The organism is Faecalibacterium sp. PGM34 (genome assembly GCF_054456555.1).
The window spans coordinates 1,797,498-1,816,458 of the sequence record NZ_CM136898.1 but is presented as its reverse complement, the minus strand read 5'-3'; the positions used below and the strand labels follow the sequence as shown (position 1 = coordinate 1,816,458).

Here is an 18,961-nt window from a genome sequence, read left to right as displayed (position 1 = left end):
GTAACAGCAAAATCTTGCAAAACCCTGCGTTTAGCCTTGCTATCCGCAGGGTTTTGTGCTATACCTGTGTTGTATCTTTCGTGGTATACGCGTTACGACCTTAGAGGAGGAGAATTTTATGGAACTGGCTCTCATCACCGCGCAGCAGGTCGTGGTCTTGTTCCTGCTGATCGGCACAGGCATGGTGGCGATCAAAACCGGCGTGCTCAAGCTGGAAAACAAACAGGCGCTTTCCAATCTGCTGGTGTATATCATCGTACCGGCCATGGTGGTAAACTCTTACCGCATGGAGTTCAGCATCCAGATCCTGCGTAATCTGCTGGCGGCTTTCGGCATGAGTGTCCTGTCTGTGCTGCTGGGCACCGTGATCACCCTGCTGCTCACGGCACGCAAGACCGGCAGCCGGATGCCCATTTTCCGGTTTGCCTGCATTTTTTCCAACGCGGCATACATGGGTTTCCCGCTTATTTCGGCGCTGTTCGGCTCTGAGGGTCTTTTGTATGCCAGCGCCTACGTTACCGTGTTCAACATTCTGCTGTGGACGCTGGGCTACGGCCTTGTCAGCGGCGGCTCCAGCGTAAAGGCGGTCGCCCGCAGTCTGGTGCGCACCCCGGTGCTATACGCCATTGTGGTGGGTCTTGGCATCTATCTGCTGCAGATCCCGCTGCCTGCCCTGATCACCCAGCCGCTGGAGCTGCTGGCCGGGGTGAACACGCCGCTGTCCATGCTCATCACCGGTATGCTGATCGCCGCCGGTGACGTGCGCAGCATCGTGACCGACAAGCACATCTGGAAACTTGCCTCTGTGCGTATGCTGCTGATCCCGGCGGCTACGCTGGCACTGTTCGGGGTGCTGGACTTCCACGGCACTGCCGCACAGGTGGTCACGCTGCTGGAATGCTGCCCGGCGGCCGCCATCACCTCGGTATTTGCGGTGCAGTTCGGTCACGATGAGCACTTTGCCGCCGGAAGCGTGGTGCTGACCACCCTGCTCAGCATCGTCATCCTGCCGCTGTGTGCGCTGATCATCACCATGGTGATGTAAGCAGAGCCGCCGCCCAGTAGCAGTATATTTATGCGGAAATAGTATTTTAGATTTCGGAGCAGCGGAACGCCTGCGGGCGTTCCGCTGCTCCTTTTCACAGGCGGGGTCGTGATGGGAAACGGCAGGTGCAGCGCCGCTTTCTGCGAAAGCGCGGGGCTGCGGATATTCCTGGCAATCGCCACACAAAACAAAAAAGCCATCGCTTTTGCATTTCTGCATCAACGATGGCTTCGTATTGGAGCGGCCGACGAGGCTCGAACTCGCTACCTCCACCTTGGCAAGGTGGCGCTCTACCAGATGAGCTACGGCCGCATATCCGGTGCATTTATCCCTGCACCCTCCCGAGCGATTCTTGCAAATTTCGGGACCCCCGCGAAAGCTTGCGGAGCAAGATTTTGTGGGGAAAAGGAGAAAATCTGGTATTCATCACAGAAGTCTTGCTTGCAAGACTTCCCGATGAATGACAGGATTTTCGACGTGGTGCCTCCGATCGGAATCGAACCAATGACACGGGGATTTTCAGTCCCCTGCTCTACCGACTGAGCTACAGAGGCAAATACGACCCGGATCGGGCTCGAACCGACGACCCCCAGCGTGACAGGCTGGTGCTCTAACCAACTGAGCTACCGGGCCATATGGTGGAAGTTAACGGGCTCGAACCGCTGACCCTCTGCTTGTAAGGCAGATGCTCTCCCAGCTGAGCTAAACTTCCACATATGGAGCGGCCGACGAGGCTCGAACTCGCTACCTCCACCTTGGCAAGGTGGCGCTCTACCAGATGAGCTACGGCCGCACATTCCATTTGTCTTTGCCGGTCTGTTGTCCGGCGACGTTGGTTATTATACCGCACACTCCGGCAGTTGTCAACCACAAATTTACATTTTTTTGAAAAAGAATGTCTTTTAACTCTGGTACGTTTTTTTATTTTTCATACGGCGATTGCACTCCCCCCTTTTCGCTCTATTTCGCGCGGCTGTGTGTACGGGCAAAATACAGTTGCTTTCTATTTCACAAACTATTATAATAAAGAGGACGCTTTGTCAAACGGAAAATGCACCCGCGCGGATGCAGCTTCCATTTATAGAAAAGAAAAAGGAATTGCCAGCAAAAAGGAGCTAACGCAATGTATAAGATCACTGAAAAGGTCGCGCTGAACCCCACCGTGACAAAGATGGTCATCGAAGCCCCACTGATCGCCAAAAAGGCAAAGCCGGGTCAGTTCATCATTGTACGTCCGTTTGAGGACAGCGAGCGTATCCCCCTGACCGTGGCCGGTTACGACCGCGAAAAGGGCACTGTGGATATCATTTTCCAGATCGTGGGTGGCACCACCATGGAGCTGAACAGCCTGAATGCAGGCGATTGTGTCCACGACTTTGTCGGCCCGCTGGGCCGCGCCACCGAGACCGAGGGTCTGAAGAAGGTGTGTGTTGTGGGCGGCGGCGTGGGCTGCGCCATTGCACTGCCCATCGCCAAGGAGCTGCACGATCAGGGCTGTGTGGTGCATAGTGTGGTCGGCTTCCGCAATAAGGATCTGCTGATCCTTGAGGACGAGTTCAACGCCTGCAGCGACGAGCTGCGCATCATGACCGATGACGGCAGCTACGGCACCAAGGGCGTGGTCACCGCTGCGCTGGACGAGCTGGTGGCTGCCGGCAACCAGTACGATCTGGTCATTACCATCGGCCCGCTGATCATGATGAAGTTTGTGGTCAAGACCTGCCAGAAGCACGGCCTGAAGAGCATCGTTTCTATGAACCCCATCATGATCGATGGCACCGGCATGTGCGGCGGCTGCCGCCTGACCGTGGGCGGTCAGACCAAGTTTGCCTGCGTGGACGGCCCCGACTTTGACGGTGATCTGGTGGATTTTGACGAGGCAATGGCACGCGGCACCATGTACCGCCCGTTTGAGGCACACGCCCGTGAGGCAGCCTGCAACCTGTTCAAGACTCAGGAGGGAATGTAAAATGGCTTTCAATATGGACCCTAAAAAGTGCCCCATGCCCACGCAGGACCCCAACGTCCGCAACAAGAACTTTAAGGAAGTGGCTTTGGGCTACACCGCTGAGATGGCTGTGAACGAAGCCAAGCGCTGCATCGGCTGCAAGAACAAGCCCTGCCAGTCCGGCTGCCCCGTGGGCATCGACATCCCGGAGTTTATCGCGCATGTTGCAGAGGGCGACTTTGAGGCCGCCTATCAGGTGATCAACCGCTCCTCTTCCCTGCCTGCTGTCTGCGGCCGTGTCTGCCCGCAGGAGAGCCAGTGCGAGGGCAAGTGCACCCGCGGCATCAAGAACGAGCCGGTGGCTATTGGCCGTCTGGAGCGCTTTGTAGCTGACTGGCACCGCGAGAACGTGCACACCGCACCCATCGTACCGGAGTGGAACGGCCATAAGGTGGCCATCATCGGCGCAGGCCCTGCCGGTCTGACCGCCGCCGGTGATCTGGCAAAGCTGGGCTACAAGGTGACCGTTTACGAAGCGCTGCACGTTGCAGGCGGTGTGCTGATGTACGGCATCCCCGAGTTCCGTCTGCCCAAGGCCATCGTCCAGCAGGAGATCGACGGCCTGAAGAAGATGGGCGTGGATTTTGAGTGCAATATGGTCATCGGCAAGGTGCTGACCATTGACGAGTTGATGGGCGAATACGGCTACGAGGCCGTGTTCGTAGGCTCCGGCGCCGGTCTGCCCCGCTTCATGAACATCCCCGGCGAGAGCCTGAAGGGCGTGTACTCTGCCAACGAGTTCCTGACCCGCTCCAACCTGATGAAGGCTTATCTGCCCACCAGCAAGACCCCCATCCGCACCGGCAAGAAGGTTGCCGTTGTGGGCGGCGGCAACGTGGCTATGGATGCTGCCCGCAGCGCCCTGCGTCTGGGTGCCGAGAGCGTGTACATCGTCTACCGCCGCGGCATGGCTGAGCTGCCCGCCCGTAAGGAAGAGGTGGAGCACGCCGAGGAAGAGGGCATCATCTTCAAGACCCTGTGCAACCCCGTTGCCATCCACCCGGACGAGGACGGCTTTGTACACTCCATGACCTGCATCGAGATGGAACTGGGTGAGCCGGACGCTTCCGGCCGCCGCCGTCCCATTGAAAAGCAGGGCAGCGAGTTTGAGCTGGAAGTGGATACCGTGATCATGAGCCTGGGCACCAGCCCCAACCCGCTGATCCGCTCTACCACCCCGGGCTTGGAGACCAACAAGCACGGCTGCATCGTGACCGAGGGCGACGAGGGCAAGACCAGCCGCGACGGCGTGTACGCCGGTGGTGACGCTGTGACCGGCGCTGCTACCGTCATCAAGGCCATGGGTGCCGGTAAGGCAGCCGCAAAGGCCATGGATGAGTACATCCGCAATAAGTAAGCCAATAGCGAGGGCGTTGCACGGCAAATGTGCAGCGCCCTCGCTCCGTATAAAACGATTTCAAATGCCCTCCGCTTACGCTCTGGGCATAACTAGCGGAAATCTTGTTTTGAATAGAGTAGACCCGGAAAGTCTACGGACTTTCCGGGTCTACATTTTTACAGGATGGACACAGACGAAAACGGCATCTGTTTTAATGTACGCCAGCCAGCTCCTTTACGGGGCGGCCGGTACGGGTCATTTCGATCTTGCGGGATTTATCGTAGCAGTAACGGATGATGGCCTGCCGCCGTACAATGCCGATGAAAATGCCCCGGTCATCCACCACCGGGACGAAATTCTGGCTCATGGCGGCTTCCACCAGCTCATCCATGCTGGTGGTCACCGTGACGGCCTTGTAGTCCCGCTTATGGGAAAACTCAGAAATGGGGATGTCCTCGGCGGCTTCCAGATCCAGACCATGGTATTTTTTCAGTCCCCACAGGATATCGCCCTCGGTCAGCGTGCCCACATATTCGCCCTTGCGGTTCAGTACCGGAATGGAGGCGTAGCGGTTATTTTCCCACTTTTCCAGCGTCTGCCGGAGGGTGAAATCATCGTAAACGTACATCAGATCCTGCTTTGGGGAAAGAAAAAAGAGAATGTTCATGCCAACAACTCCTATCGCATTTTTTGCAGGCAATACCTGTTGGAAGGGTCTGCCTGCGCTATGTAATGTGCCGTGCGTCCGGCGTATTCCGGGAAGTATCATGGAAAAAGGGGGCTGACCGCTCCTTTCCCTTTTCATTTATATTTTAGCACTTTTTCATAGACAAAGAAAGCCAGACAAGGAAGCTTTTATAATTTATTCACAGATTGTTTTTCTTTATTTGTCATACTTTCCGTTTTGAGGGGTTCCGCACAGCCTGCCTTCAGCATACCACGTCCGCTGCGCAAAGCGGCGCGAGGGCTGTCGAAGGAATTTGCTCTTTTTTCTTTACAAAAACCATGCAAAAAGAGCGCAAAAAGCAGTAAATCCAACAATTTGAACTGTACAACCACGGTGCAAAGTTGTATAATAGAGTGGGCATTTATCTGAGGCAAGTTTCGTTTTGCACAGCCAATGCCCCCGACCCTTGCGTGTATTTTTATGAAAAATAACATAAAGGAGCAGAGCGACTATGATCACTTCCCGTTTCCCACTTGGGAATGTCAGCTTTACTGATGGGTATTTTTCCACCCTGGTGGGTGAAGCCACCAAACAGTGCTACGGCGTTGCTGCCATGGCTCCCCGTGATATGACTGACGCTGTGAAAAGCATGGTATACGGTTCCGATTACCCGGAAAAGGGTGTGCGTGTGACCCAGCAGAATGGGCGTCTGGTCATCGAGCTGCACATTGCCGTCAGCTACGGTCTGAACATTTCCACCGCCGCCCGCAGCATCTCTCACCGCGTCAAGGACGAGGTGGAGCAGGCCACCGGACTGAAGGTCGCCCGTGTGGTGGTGTCCGTGGACGACGTCATCGCCTGATTTGTCTGCAAACCCGAGCCGGGCTTTTCCGGCCAGTTACTAAGGAGTAAAAACAATGATTTCTGGTAAGATCCTGCGCGACGCCATCATTTCCGGCGCCAACAACATCAACAACCAGCGTTCCCGCGTGGACGAACTGAACGTTTTCCCCGTGCCGGATGGCGACACCGGCACCAACATGGGCATGACCGTGGGCGCTGCCGTGCGTGAGCTGGAAGCTCTGGACGACAGCTGCACCGTGGGCGAGGCTGCCAAGACTGCCGCTTCTGCCATGCTGCGCGGTGCGCGCGGCAACTCCGGCGTTATCACCAGCCTGCTGTTCCGCGGCTTCTCCAAGGCGCTGGAAGGCAAAAAAGAGGCTGACGTTGCCGACATCGTGGCTGCCCTGCAGAAGGGCGTCGAGGGTGCCTACAAGGCCGTGATGAAGCCCACCGAGGGCACCATTCTGACCGTTGCCCGCGTTGCTTCTGAGGAAGCTGCTGCCAGCGATGCCGCCGATGTGCCCGCCCTGTGGGATGTGGTGCTGACTGCCGGTCAGAAGGCTCTGGAGGATACCCCCAACCTGCTGCCCGTGCTGAAGAAGGCCGGTGTTGTGGACGCAGGCGGTCAGGGCATCATGGTCATTTTTGAGGGCATGGGCAAGGTGTTCCACGGCGAGGGCATGATTGCCGGCGGCGAGGCCGCCCCCAACAAGGCAAAGCTGTCCACCGAAAATGCCGGTAAGGGCGTGTTCACCGACGACCTGATGAAGGTGGAGGACATTACCAACGGCTACTGCACCCAGTTCCTCATCAACAAGTACGAGGGTGCCAGCGCCGCCAAGATGCGCGCTTTTGCAGAGTCCAACGGTGACAGCGTGGTCTGCATTGAGGATGACGACGTCATCAACCTGCACGTTCACACCGCCGACCCCGGCAAGATCCTGAGCGAGGCCATCAAGTACGGCTACCTGACCAACTTCAAGATCGAGAATATGCACGAGCAGTTCCTTGCCCGCCAGAAGCAGGGCAAGAGCCTTGAAAAGCAGGCTTCTGCCGAGAAGGCTCCCTCTCAGGCCAGCGAGTTCATCTATGCTGCCGTGGACCCCAGCCGCGACTACGGCTTTGTGGCTGTTGCCGCCGGTGAGGGCCTGAAGGCTGTGTTCACCGATCTGGCAGCAGACGCTGTGGTGTCCGGCGGCCAGACCATGAACCCCTCTACCGAAGACATTCTGGCAGCTATCCAGAGCGTGCCCGCCAAGACCGTGTTCGTGCTGCCCAACAACAAGAACATCATCATGGCTGCGGAGCAGGCGCAGAAGCTGGCCGACCGTCAGGTAGTTGTGCTGCCCACCCGCACCGTGCCCATGGGCATTACCGCACTGCTGAACTTTGACCCCTCTGTGAACGCCGAGACCAACACCATCAACATGATGGCTGCTGCCGACAAGGTGTCCACCGGTCTGATCACCTACGCCGCCCGCGACAGCGAGTACGACGGCAAGCGCATCCGCAAGGGCGAGATCATGGCACTGGAGAACGGCAAGATCGTTTCCACCTCCACCGATATCACCAAGGCCACCTACCGTCTGGCACGCAATATGTGCAAGAAGGATTCCAGCTTTGTCACCATTATTTCCGGCTGTGACGTGAGCGACGAGGATGCCGAAAAGGTTACCGAGATCGTAAAGGCAAAGTGCCCCAACCATGTGGAAGTAAGCCACATCCGCGGCGGCCAGCCCGTTTACTACTATATGATCAGCGTGGAGTAAGCACTCCCCTGCTCTGATCTGTATCACTGCAAACAAAAATCTCCGCATTGAGTATCGCACCCAATGCGGAGATTTTATGCTTTATGAATATTTCAGAAAAAGCTCACCTGGCTGCTCTCGGGCAGGTCACCCAGTGCGCCCACCTGACGCAGACGGTCCAGAATGCTGCTGCCCACGCCGGAGGCCTGCTGCAATTCCTCCACCGAGATATATTCCTCTCCGTGGATGGTCACCCGTTCCAGAGCCTCGGCGGCGGCACCGCCTAATCCCTTCAGGGCGCTGAAGGGCAGACGCACCTTGTCGTCCTCCACCACATACTTGGAGCCGCGGCTCTTGCCCAGCTCGATGGGCAAAAACTCGTACCCACGGCTCAGCATCTCGTTGACCAGCTGCAAGCTGACCAACACGTCCTCGTCCTTGGCGTTCTTTTCCTCTTTCAGGCGGCGCTTGACCGCCTCCATGTGGGCGCGCGCCACGGCAGCGCCGCCAATTGCGGCTTCATAGTCGATATCATCGCCGCGCACGGTAAAGTACACTGCATAGAACGCCTGCGGCTTGTAGATCTTGTACCACATCAGCCGGATGGCGCTCATCAGATAGGCCACAGCATGGGCCTTGGGGAACATATACTTGATCTTGCGGCAGCTCTCGATGTACCAGTCCGGTACCTCGTGCTCCCGCATGGCTTCCTCCCAGCCCGGCTGGAAGCCGCCCTTGGCCACCTTGCCCTTACGCACAGCCTCCATGATATCAAAGGCCATCTTAGGTTCCAGCCCCTTGCGCAGCAGGTACAGCATGATACTGTCACGGCAGCCGATGACCTCTGCAATGGTGCAGGTGCCGCTGCGGATCAGCTCGTCCGCGTTGCCCGTCCACACGTCCGTGCCGTGGGACAGACCGGAAATCTGGATCAGCTCGGAGAAATTTTTAGGCCGTGCTTCCACCAGCATTCCGCGCACAAAGTTCGTGCCCATTTCCGGGATGCCGAAGGTGCCGGTCTGGCTGTCGATCTGCTCCGGGGTCACGCCAAGCGCTTCCGGACTAGTCAGCAGGCTGTACACCTTGGGGTCGTTCATGGGGATGCTGTCCACCGGGATGCCGGTATACTCCTCAAAATACTTGTAGAAGGTGGGCATATCGTGGCCCAGTTCGTCCAGCTTGAGCAGGGTGTCGTGCAGATACTTAAACTCGAAATGGGTGGTCAGCAGACCGCCCGCCACGTCATCCGCCGGGTGCTGGATGGGGCAGAAATCGTAGATCTCGTAGGTATCCGGCACGACCACCATGCCGCCGGGGTGCTGGCCGGTGGTGCGCTTGACGCCGGTGCAGCCCAGCGTCAGGCGGTTTTCCTCGGCGTGGTTGACGGTGCGCTGCCGCTCGTCCAGATACTTTTTTACGTAGCCGTAGGCAGTTTTATCCTGAATGCCGGACACCGTACCGGCCTTGAACACGTTGGCCTTGCCGAACAGCTCCTCGGTGTAGCGGTGCACGTTGGACTGGTACTCGCCAGAGAAGTTCAGGTCGATATCCGGTTCCTTATCGCCGTAGAAGCCGAGGAAGGTCTCAAAGGGGATATCGTGGCCGTCCACCAGCATCCGGGTGCCGCACTGGGGGCAGTTTTTGTCCGGCAGATCAAAGCCGTCGTCCACGCTGCCGTCGGTGATGAACTCGCTGTGCTTGCACTTGGGGCAGCGGTAGTGAGGCGGCAGGCTGTTTACCTCCGAGATGCCGGAGAAGTGCGCCACAGCGGAGGAGCCGACCGAGCCACGGCTGCCCACCTGATAACCGCCCGCATTGGAGTAGGCCACCAGCTTGACCGCAATGACGTACAGCACCGCGTAACCGTGGCCGCAGATGGAGTCCAGCTCCTTTTGCAGCCGCTTTTCCACGATCTCGGGCAAGGGGTCGCCGTAATCCCGCTTGGCGTGCTCCCATGTGGCATCGCGCAGCTGCTGCTCTGCACCCTCGATGCTGGGCGGGTAGGTGCCCCGGGGGATGGCGCGCACATTGTTGTCGATCATAGCGGCGATCTTGCGAGGGTTCTTTACTACCACCTCGTAGGCCTTTTCCTTGGGCAGATAGTAGAACTGTGCCAGCATATCCTGCGTGGTGCGGAAGAACAGCGGCGGCTGGTTGTCGGCATCCTTAAAGCCGTTGCCCGCCTGCAATACAGCGCGATAGATCGCATCCTCCGGCTCGGTAAAGTGCACGTCGCCGGTGGCGATGACCGGCTTGTGCAGATCCTCGCCCAGCTTGATGACGGTGCGGTTGAACTCCTTGATTCGCTCCTCGCTGTCCACCTTGCCGTCCCGCACCATATAGGCGTTGTTGCCCAGCGGCTGGATCTCAAGGATATCGTAGTAGGCGGCGATCTTTTTCAGCTCCTCGTAGCTGGTGCCGTCCACGATGGCGCGGTACAGCTCGCCTGCTTCACAGGCGCTGGTAAGCAGCAGGCCGTCCCGGTACTTGTTCAGCAAACTGCGGGGCACGCGGGGCTTTTTGAAGAAGTAGTTGACGTGCGCCTCGCTGACGATTTTATACAGATTTTTCAGACCCATCTGGTTTTTGACCAGAATGATCAGGTGGTAGTATTTCTTTTTCAGTACCTCGCGGTTGCCGCCAAGACCGGTGTTGATCTCGCTGACCTTCGTTACCTCTTTTTCCGCAAGGTCGTTCAGCATCACGCAGAAGATGCGTCCCAGTGCAGCGGAGTCCTCGCAGGCGCGGTGCGCCTCATAGGTGGGCAGCTCCAGATGCTTGTTGATAGTGCCCTGTTTATAGTTGTGCAGACCGGGGTACATGGTCTGCGCCATGGTCAGGGTGTCGATATAGGTAGGCTCCAGCTTGATGCCGCTGCGCTTGGCAGCTGCCCGCAGAAAGCGCATATCAAAGGCGTGGACATTGTGCCCCACCAGAATGCGGTCACCCGCAAAGGCAAGAAAGGCTTCCAGCGCTTCCTTTTCGCTGGGGGCATCCGCTACCATCTCGTTGGTGATGCCGGTCAGCTCGGTGATCTTGGGGGTGATGGGCTTGCCGGGCTTGACAAAGGTGTCGAACTCCTCTACCACCTCGCCGTTGCGGATGATGACCGCGCCGATCTCGGTAAGGTACTCCACCCCGGGGTCAAGACCGGTGGTCTCGGTGTCGAACACGCAGAACTCGCCGTCCAGCGGCTGATCCTTTACGCCGTAGACGCAGGGCACCATGTCATCCACAAAATAGGCTTCGCACCCGTAGATGAGTTTGAAGTCCGGGTCTTTTTTGTGGATGTCATCGGCTGCCAGCATGGCTTCGGGGTAGCCCTGACACACGCCGTGGTCGGTGATGGCAATGGCGGGGTGTCCCATGCGGTGCGCCAGCTTGACGATGCCGCCGGGGTCGCAAAAGCCGTCCATGCTGGAAAGCTTGGTGTGCAGATGCAGCTCCACCCGCTTTTCCGGGGCGGTATCCTCCCGCTTTTTGCGCTCCACGATCAGCACATCGTAGGGGTACACGATGTAGTCGTGCTCGTATTTATCGTAGGAGCAGTCGCCACGCACGATGACCGTGCTGCCCTTGCCGATGCTCTCCCACTTGGAGCAGTCCTCCCCTTCCTGTGCGCGGACCTTCAGGTTGATTGAGCCGGTATAGTCGGTGATGGACACGGTGTAGATCTTTCGGTAGTTGCCCTTGACCTCGGTAAAGAACACATCGCCCCAGATCATGCACTTTCCGCCCTCGCCGCCCAAGTCCTTGAGGGGCGTGAGGTTTTTGGGGGTGAACATTTTGCCGTGGAAGATGGTGACCGGCTTGTCAGTAAGGTTGAGTCCCTCCACCTTGATGGACGGTGCGGTGTTCTTTTTCTCAAACTTGACCACCGGCGGTGCGATCTTGCGCTCCAGCTTTTCCTCCATCTGCTGCTGCTCGGCCGCAGTCACTGCGCTTTGCAGCGTCACCTTGGGGGTAACGCCGGTATGCTCGGCAATGCGCTTGGCAAGCAGTTCCTCAAAGCCCATCTCCTGCAAAAACTTTGTGCCGTGGCACACCCCCACTGTGATATTTTGTCCGGTGATGGAAATACTGCTCCTGTCCAGAAAGCCGTTGATGGGCACGCCATCCCGCTTCATGTCCTCCAGCAGGGTGCGCAGGGCGTGCTCGTCCAGCATGGCATAGCCGAACAGGTTTTTGATCTTCAGCTCAAAGCCCTCGTAGTCCGGCTGCAGGGAAGCCAGCAGCCGGGCGCATAGGTTCTGATCCAGCGGGGCGGCGCTGCGCAGGGTAAACTCGACCTGCCGGTCCTGCCGCAGCATCCGGGCGTGCTCCACGATCACCTGCCCGAAGCAGGCCGCAAAATCCGGGTCCGCCATAAACTGCGGCCACAGCTGGGAAACAAGTGGTTTCACAAATGGTACTCCTTTTTGGTGGGTTCTTTACAGCACAAACTGCCGCACCCGTTTTTGCGGGTGTGGCAGTAGGGAAAAGAATGCTTACAATTTATAGATCTCGTCCATGAACTGATCCAGAATGTTATCGCCGGTCAGCTTTTTGATGGGCTTGCCATGGATGAACAGCACGGCCTCGCCCTTGCCGCCCGCAATGCCGATATCGGCTTCACGGGCTTCGCCGGGGCCGTTGACAACGCAGCCCATCACGGCCACCTTGATGGACTTTTTGTAGCCCTGCAGCCGTTTTTCCACCTCGTTGGCGATCTCAGTGCAGGGGTACTGGGTGCGTCCGCAGGTGGGACAGGTGATGACCTCCGGCCCGGTGACCGGGAAGCCCACGGCGCGCAGGATGTTGAAGCCCGCTTCCACCTCTTTTTCCGGCTCGGCAGCCAGCGACACGCGGATGGTGTCGCCGATGCCCTCCAGCAGCATCCCGCCGATGCCCATGCCGCTTTTCAGCAGACCCATCTGGTAGGTACCGGCTTCGGTGACGCCCACATGGAGCGGGTAGTCGGTGACGGCGCTGAGCTGGCGGTAGGCCTCCATCATGCGGGGCACGTTGGAGTTTTTGATGGAGATGACGATGTTGTTAAAATCGAACTTTTCCAGCAGGCGCACATGGTACAAAGCGCTTTCCACCATGGCTTCCGGGGTGGGTGCGCCGTAACGAGCCAGAATGTGCTTTTCCAGACTGCCGCCGTTGACGCCGATGCGGATGGGGATGTTCTTCTGCTGGCAGGCGTCCACCACCGCCTTTACCCGGTCGTCGTCGCCGATGTTGCCCGGGTTGATGCGGATCTTATCAACACCTACGTTGGCGCAGGCCAGCGCTGCCTTGTAGTCAAAGTGGATATCTGCCACGATGGGGATATTCACCGCGTTCTTGACAGCCTCGATGCACTTGGCATCCGCCGGGCTGGGGCAGGTGACCCGCAAGATCTGGCAACCTGCGGCCTCGCACCGCTTGGCCTGCGCCACATTGCCCTCGATGTCCTCCACCGGCACATTGAGCATGGTCTGCACCGCAATGGGGTTGCTGCCGCCGATGGTCACATTACCGATCTTCACTTCGCGTTTTTTCTGCCGCATAAGGGTTCCTCTTTCTTATACTGTCCCGGTGATAAGCCGGAGAATATCGTTGTAGGTCGCAAAGAGCATCAGCCCGAACAGCAGCCCAAAGGTTGCAAGGGTGAGCACGCTTTGCAGCTTTTCCGGCACTGCATGGCCGGTGACGCCTTCAATGACCAAAAATACCACCTTGCCGCCGTCCAGCGCCGGGAAGGGCAGCAGGTTGAGGATGCCAAGGTTGACGGTGATGAGCGCCAACAGCTCCAGCAGGTCCTGCCAGCCGTAGCTGGCAGCCTGCCCGATGGCCGACACGATGCCCACCGGGCCGGAGAGGTTGTTGATGCTCTCCCGCCCGCGCACTAAGTCCACAAGGGAGGTGAACACGATGCGCCCATAGTACAACACGCTGTTGCCCGCCTCCCGCAGCACGTTGCCGGGGGTCTTTTCCAGCCCGTAGACAGAAAAGCCGATGCTCATGTGGGTCTCGCCCTTCTCGTCCTGCCATGTGTCGAACTGCACCCCCGGCAGTTGCACCTTTTGGCCGTCCCGCAGTACGGTAAAATCCGCACTATAAGACTGGGTGCGCACCAGCTCGTACAGGATATCGTTGGCCACAAAGCAGCGGCGGCCGTTCACCGCCAGAACCTTGTCCCCCGCCTGCAGGCCGGTCTGCCCGCAGAGGGCACCGTCCTGAATGGCGTAGATGGTCTTGCTGGTGATGGGCTCGTTCTGGGCGGCGATGAGGATCACCAGCACCACAAAGCCCAGCACAAAGTTCATGACCGCACCGGCTACCATGACCAGTGCCCGCTGCCAAACCGGCGCTTCATTCAGGGGGACGCCGGTGGGCTGCACAGATGCTTCCGTCTCCGAGGCGGGCTGCTCCTGCGCAGCGTGAGCAGCTTCTGCCTGCTGGCTTTCGGGGCTTTCCTCCCCTTCCAGCGCTACAAAGCCACCCACAGGCAGGGCGCGCAGGCTGTACTGGGTGCCTTTATGATTCTTTTTCCAGAGCACCGGCCCCATGCCGATGGAAAACTCGTTGACCTGAATGCCGCAGAGTTTTGCCACTGCAAAATGCCCGAACTCGTGGATAGCGATCACCGCACTGAACACAAGCAGCGCGGCAAGAATGGTGATAATAAATGACATTCGTTCTCCCACAGCGTCCCGGAGCCATTACAAAAACAGCGCCGGGGCGTATATTGCTGATAAAGCGTTACAGGTGTGCCCGCACGAATGCGCGCGCCATGCGGTCGCACTCGTATACGTCTGCCAGCGTATAATCGCCGCCAAAGCTGTCGCTGTCCACAACAGCCTCCACCAAGCGGCCGATATCCAAAAAGCCGATTTTATCCTCAAGGAACAGCTTAACAGCTTCCTCGTTGGCACCGTTGGCGGCGCAGGGACCAAGACCGCCCTTGCGGATGGCCTTTTTGCAGGCGGCAAGGCAGCGGAAGGTCTCTTCGTTGGCCACATCAAAGGTGAGCAGCTTCAGGGTGGTAAAGTCCAGCTCCGGTACTACGCCCGGCAAGCGCTTAGGGTAGGTCAGGGCGTACTGGATGGGGATGCGCATATCCGGCACACCCAGCTGGGCAATGATCGAATTATCGCTGAACTGCACCGCAGAGTGGACGATACTCTGGCGCTGCACCACGATTTGGATTTTTTCCGGCGGCAGGCCAAAGAGCCATACGGCCTCGATGAGTTCCAGACCCTTGTTCATCAGGGTGGCGGAGTCGATGGTGATCTTCGCGCCCATGTTCCAGTTGGGGTGTTTAAGGGCGTCTGCACGGGTCTTGCCGCGCAGCTGCTCGGTAGTCATGCCGAAGAAGGGGCCGCCGGAGGCCGTGAGCAGAATCTTGGTCAGGCTGGGGGCGCTCTCCTTATCCTGCAGGCACTGGAAGATGGCAGAGTGCTCGCTGTCCACGGGCAGCAGCTGCACGCCGTGCTTTTCCACAGCCTGCGTGACCAGATGTCCGCCGGTGACAAGGCTCTCCTTGTTGGCCAGCGCCAAGTCGTGGCCGCTCTCGATGGCGCACAGGCTGGCACCAAGGCCGGCAATGCCCACCACACTGTTCAGCACCACGTCCGGGCCGTCCAGCGCAGCCAGCTCCTTCAGCCCCTCCGGGCCGGTGAGCAGCTTGGGCGCATTTGCCCGGCCTGCCAGCGCAGCGTCCAGCTTTGCGGCGGCGTCCGGGTCGGTCATGCAGACATATTTCGGGTGGAACTCCTCGATCTGCTGTAAGATCTTTTCCACATGGCTGTGGGCAGAAAGGCCGTACACCTCGTACCCTTGGGCGCGGATGACATCCAGACTTTGGGTGCCGATAGAGCCGGTAGAGCCCAGCAGCGTAATTTTTTTAGACATAACAGCTTCCTCCCCTGTATCAGGCGTAGAACACGGCGGTAATGACCATGGTCACGAAGGGCGCAATGAACATCACGCTGTCGAAGCGGTCCAGAATGCCGCCGTGACCCGGGAAGATGGTGCCGTAATCCTTGATGCCGCACTGGCGCTTGACCACGCTGGCAAACAGGTCGCCGTAGATGCCCAGCACCGCAGCAATGCAGCCCAGCAGCGCAATGATCACATACATGGAAACACCGATATTAGAGCGGGTAAAGGCCTCCATGCGATTTGCCGCTATGGAGTAGATGAGGGTAGCGACCACGCCGAACACCATGGTGCCCAGCACACCGCCGATGGCACCCTCCACCGTCTTTTTGGGACTGACCACCGGGCACAGCTTATGCTTGCCGAAAGCGCGGCCTGCAAAGTAGGCGCAGGTGTCGCCGCCCCATGCAAAGCAGAGGATGAGCAGGATGAAGAAAACCGCATCATAGCCGAATTTTTCCACCGGCAGACGCTCCTTGAGCAGGATAAAAGAGTAGAAGCAGAAGATCACGATGCCCGAAAACACCAAAAGACCGCTGGCCTTCTGGTAGCTGATGGTACCGTTGCGCACCACCAGATAGATGGCAAAAAAGGTGACCAGCACAAAGGACACGGGCATGACCAGCTTGCGCATGGCGCTGTAACTGGAAAGCATGACCAGCAATGTGTAGGGTACCAGCACTGCGTACATGAGCCAGTCCTTTTTTTCAAAGCCGATGGCGCTGTAAATTTCGTGGACGGCGATCAGGGTGATGGCTGCGATCACCAGATTGAACACCATGGTGTTGAAGGTAAACATCACGCCAATGAGCACAAGAATGCCCACGATCGCAGTAATAATGCGTGTTTTCATAGGTTTCGATCTCCTTTGTTCTTCCGGCAGCAGCCCCTTGCAGGGCAACGCATTCCGACCCGAGGAAGTACCGGGTCTGTCGGGTCTGCACCTTAAGGTGTATCTGAAAACAAAGAAAATGACGAATATTTCGCAAGCACAAGCAGGATTTAAGGCAAATAGCCGCAGGAATCCTTTGTGGATTTCAAGGCTGATTCACGCAAAATCCGGCTGCGCTTGTAGAAATAGACTAAATTTTCGACTTTTCAGATACACCCTAGGTGCAGGGTTTGCAATACGGTTACTGAACCGCTCAGATGCCGCCAAACCGGCGGCTGCGGTGGTTGAACTCCTCAATGGCGGTGTCCAGATCGGCGCGGGTAAAGTCCGGCCAGAGCACATCCATCTCCACCAGTTCCGAATAGGCGGCCTGCCAGAGCATAAAGTTGGACAGCCGCTTTTCTCCGCTGGGACGCAGGATAAAGTCCGGGTCCTTCTGTCCGGCGGTATACATGGCATCGCTCATCATCTGCTCGTTGATGTCCTCGGGGCGGATCTCGCCTGCCACAGCCTTTGCGGCCAGCTGCTGCGCCGCCCGCACGATCTCCGGGCGGCCGCCGTAGTTGATAGCGATGTTCAGGGTCATGCCGGTCTTGCAGGCAGAGTCCCCTTCCAGCTCGTTCATCATCTTTTGCAGCTTGGGGTCCAGCGCGGTGCGGTCGCCCAAGAACTTGATGCGGATATTGCGGTTCTTGTAATCAAAGCCCTCGATGAGGTACTGGGCGAACAGCTTCATGATGGCATCCACCTCTTCCAGCGGGCGCTTCCAGTTCTCGGTAGAGAAAGCATAGAAATACACTGATGCTACGCCAAGCTCATCGCAGTAGTTGGCAATATCCTTGAACACCGCCGCACCTTTTTTGTGTCCTGCGGTGCGGGGCAGACCGCGGTTTTTCGCCCAGCGGCCATTGCCGTCCATGATGATGCCGATGGAAAGTCCCTCGGCAAATTCTTTGGGGTGTTCCATTTATACCTCCCGGCAGCAGGGCTGCCCTGCAAAAAGTGCCGCGCACCTTTCACCAGCGCACGGCACCTCCCAATTGTTATTGTGTGCTGCGGATCAGACGGCCATGATCTCCTTCTGCTTTTCTTCCACGGCAGCATCAATATTCTTGATATACTTATCGGTCAGCTTCTGGACATTCTCTTCCATGGTCTTCTGGGTGTCCTCGGTCAGCTCACCGGCCTTCTTCATGGCCTTGGCCTTATCCATAGCATCGCGGCGCACGTTGCGCACAGCAACCTTGGCGTCTTCGCCCAGCTTGGAGACTTCCTTGGCCAGCTGCTTGCGGCGCTCCTCGTTGGGTGCGGGGAAGTTCAAGCGGATGGTAACGCCGTCATCAATGGGGGTGATGCCCACATCGCTGGCCATGATCGCCTTGCTGATGGGGCGCAGCAGGGTGCGATCCCAAGGGGTGATGGTGAGGGTGCGTGCCTCAGAGACGGCCACAGCGGCCAACTGCTGGATGGGGGTGGGAGCACCGTAGTAGTCCACGACCACCTTATCCAGCACGGCGGGGTTTGCACGGCCTGCGCGCACAGCGGCCAGCTCGCGGCTCAGGTGCTCCACAGAGCTCTTCATCTTATCTTCGTAAACCTTGGTGTTGCTGCTCATTGTCGTTGTTCTCCTGTTTCTTTATTCTATTGATCCATGCAGGCAGCGCACTGCGCCGCTGCTGCTCTATCCAATCGTATGCAGTTGCACCGGGGCGCTATGCTCAGCCCTCGTAGACCAGCGTGCCCACGTTCTCGCCCTGCACAGCCCGTGCGATGTTGTCCGGGTCGGCCAGATCAAACACCAGAATGGGCAGCTTGTTGTCGCGGCACATGGTAGCTGCGGTGCCGTCCATAACGGCCAGCTGATCCTCCAGCACCTTGGTAAAGGTAAGGGTATCGTACTTTTTGGCATCCGGGTACTTGTGGGGATCCTTATCGTAAACGCCGTCCACCATGGTTGCCTTGAACATCACATCGGCGCTTACCTCCACGGCGCGCAGCGCGGTAGCCGTATCGGTAGAGAAGAAGGGGTTGCCGGTGCCGCCGCCGAACACAGCGATCTTGCCCTCATCCATGGCGCGCAGGGCATCCTTGCGGGTAAAGGCAGGGGCCACCTGCGGCATGGTGATCGAGGTGAACACCTCGGTGGGCACACCCAGCTGCTCCAGCTTATCGGAAACAGCCAGTGCGTTCATCACCGTAGCCAGCATACCGATCTTATCGGCCAGCGTGCGCTCCATCTTACCACTGGAGCGGCCGCGCCAGAAGTTGCCGCCGCCTACCACGATGCCGATCTGCACGCCAAGCTCATGAGCCTTTTTCACGCCGCCGCAAATAGCGTCCATGGTGGGCTCGTCAAAGCCCATGCCCTTTTCGCCGCCCAGCGCCTCGCCGCTGATCTTCAAAAGGATACGCTTATATTTCAATGCCATAATCCAAACACCACCTGTTTTATCTTTCGCCGGACAGACCCGGCATTTTTGCTATACTCTATTTTACAATAAATTCGCCACA

General features: G+C 58.0%; 14 protein-coding genes and 5 tRNA genes. 5 read left to right on the top strand and 14 right to left on the bottom strand.

Annotation, left to right across the window (positions count from 1 at the left end; all coding sequences use genetic code 11):
• The first annotated feature begins 118 nt into the window (after nucleotides 1-118).
• Nucleotides 119-1,045 (top strand): AEC family transporter, encoded by a 927-nt coding sequence (locus ACXPUX_RS08425; protein ID WP_458827903.1) that lies wholly within the window; start codon nucleotides 119-121, stop codon nucleotides 1,043-1,045.
• Between the two features lie 236 nt (nucleotides 1,046-1,281).
• Here the strand turns inward: ACXPUX_RS08425 and ACXPUX_RS08420 are convergent.
• From ACXPUX_RS08420 to ACXPUX_RS08400, 5 genes are all read right to left on the bottom strand, one after another.
• Nucleotides 1,282-1,357, bottom strand: a tRNA-Gly gene (locus ACXPUX_RS08420).
• A gap of 166 nt (nucleotides 1,358-1,523) precedes the next feature.
• Nucleotides 1,524-1,599: transfer RNA gene (locus ACXPUX_RS08415), tRNA-Phe, on the bottom strand.
• Between the two features lie 5 nt (nucleotides 1,600-1,604).
• Nucleotides 1,605-1,678, bottom strand: a tRNA-Asp gene (locus ACXPUX_RS08410).
• A gap of 3 nt (nucleotides 1,679-1,681) precedes the next feature.
• A tRNA-Val gene (locus tag ACXPUX_RS08405) sits at nucleotides 1,682-1,757 on the bottom strand.
• Between the two features lie 5 nt (nucleotides 1,758-1,762).
• Nucleotides 1,763-1,838, bottom strand: a tRNA-Gly gene (locus ACXPUX_RS08400).
• 330 nt (nucleotides 1,839-2,168) lie between these two features.
• Between ACXPUX_RS08400 and ACXPUX_RS08395 the strand changes: the two genes are divergently transcribed.
• Together ACXPUX_RS08395 and gltA are read left to right on the top strand one after the other, a co-directional pair.
• On the top strand, nucleotides 2,169-3,014 hold the full coding sequence (locus ACXPUX_RS08395; RefSeq protein WP_005923953.1) for a sulfide/dihydroorotate dehydrogenase-like FAD/NAD-binding protein: 846 nt from the start codon (nucleotides 2,169-2,171) through the stop codon (nucleotides 3,012-3,014).
• Nucleotide 3,015: 1 nt separating this feature from the next.
• Nucleotides 3,016-4,410, top strand: coding sequence for an NADPH-dependent glutamate synthase (gene gltA, locus ACXPUX_RS08390; protein ID WP_117930158.1), 1,395 nt, complete (start codon nucleotides 3,016-3,018; stop codon nucleotides 4,408-4,410).
• A 193-nt stretch (nucleotides 4,411-4,603) separates the two neighbouring features.
• Here the strand turns inward: gltA and ACXPUX_RS08385 are convergent, their stop codons facing one another.
• Nucleotides 4,604-5,059 (bottom strand): CBS domain-containing protein, encoded by a 456-nt coding sequence (locus tag ACXPUX_RS08385; RefSeq protein ID WP_458827902.1) that lies wholly within the window; start codon nucleotides 5,057-5,059, stop codon nucleotides 4,604-4,606.
• Nucleotides 5,060-5,570: 511 nt separating this feature from the next.
• Between ACXPUX_RS08385 and ACXPUX_RS08380 the strand changes: the two genes are divergently transcribed.
• Nucleotides 5,571-5,921, top strand: coding sequence for an Asp23/Gls24 family envelope stress response protein (locus ACXPUX_RS08380; protein WP_005923940.1), 351 nt, complete (start codon nucleotides 5,571-5,573; stop codon nucleotides 5,919-5,921).
• A 55-nt stretch (nucleotides 5,922-5,976) separates the two neighbouring features.
• Nucleotides 5,977-7,671: a DAK2 domain-containing protein gene (locus ACXPUX_RS08375; protein ID WP_458827901.1), complete on the top strand. Its 1,695-nt coding sequence runs from the start codon at nucleotides 5,977-5,979 to the stop codon at nucleotides 7,669-7,671.
• 92 nt (nucleotides 7,672-7,763) lie between these two features.
• Here ACXPUX_RS08375 and ACXPUX_RS08370 read toward each other — a convergent pair whose 3' ends face one another.
• From ACXPUX_RS08370 to pyrH, 8 genes are all read right to left on the bottom strand, one after another.
• Entirely contained in the window at nucleotides 7,764-12,017 is a 4,254-nt protein-coding gene (locus ACXPUX_RS08370) for a PolC-type DNA polymerase III (RefSeq protein WP_458831200.1), read from the bottom strand.
• 120 nt (nucleotides 12,018-12,137) lie between these two features.
• A complete protein-coding gene (gene ispG / locus ACXPUX_RS08365) occupies nucleotides 12,138-13,184 on the bottom strand; it encodes a flavodoxin-dependent (E)-4-hydroxy-3-methylbut-2-enyl-diphosphate synthase (protein ID WP_458827900.1) in 1,047 nt (348 codons plus the stop codon).
• 15 nt (nucleotides 13,185-13,199) lie between these two features.
• Nucleotides 13,200-14,312, bottom strand: coding sequence for a M50 family metallopeptidase (locus ACXPUX_RS08360; RefSeq protein WP_458827899.1), 1,113 nt, complete (start codon nucleotides 14,310-14,312; stop codon nucleotides 13,200-13,202).
• A 67-nt stretch (nucleotides 14,313-14,379) separates the two neighbouring features.
• Nucleotides 14,380-15,531, bottom strand: coding sequence for a 1-deoxy-D-xylulose-5-phosphate reductoisomerase (gene dxr / locus ACXPUX_RS08355; RefSeq protein ID WP_458827898.1), 1,152 nt, complete (start codon nucleotides 15,529-15,531; stop codon nucleotides 14,380-14,382).
• 19 nt (nucleotides 15,532-15,550) lie between these two features.
• Nucleotides 15,551-16,411 (bottom strand): phosphatidate cytidylyltransferase, encoded by an 861-nt coding sequence (locus ACXPUX_RS08350; protein ID WP_458827897.1) that lies wholly within the window; start codon nucleotides 16,409-16,411, stop codon nucleotides 15,551-15,553.
• 292 nt (nucleotides 16,412-16,703) lie between these two features.
• Nucleotides 16,704-17,417, bottom strand: a complete 714-nt coding sequence (uppS, locus tag ACXPUX_RS08345; protein ID WP_458827896.1) for a polyprenyl diphosphate synthase — start codon at nucleotides 17,415-17,417, stop codon at nucleotides 16,704-16,706.
• Between the two features lie 93 nt (nucleotides 17,418-17,510).
• The gene (frr, locus tag ACXPUX_RS08340; protein ID WP_458827895.1) at nucleotides 17,511-18,065 is read right to left on the bottom strand and encodes a ribosome recycling factor; all 555 of its coding nucleotides are present in this window, start codon (nucleotides 18,063-18,065) and stop codon (nucleotides 17,511-17,513) included.
• Nucleotides 18,066-18,168: 103 nt separating this feature from the next.
• Nucleotides 18,169-18,879: a UMP kinase gene (pyrH, locus tag ACXPUX_RS08335; protein ID WP_097779758.1), complete on the bottom strand. Its 711-nt coding sequence runs from the start codon at nucleotides 18,877-18,879 to the stop codon at nucleotides 18,169-18,171.
• Between the last annotated feature and the right edge of the window lie 82 nt (nucleotides 18,880-18,961).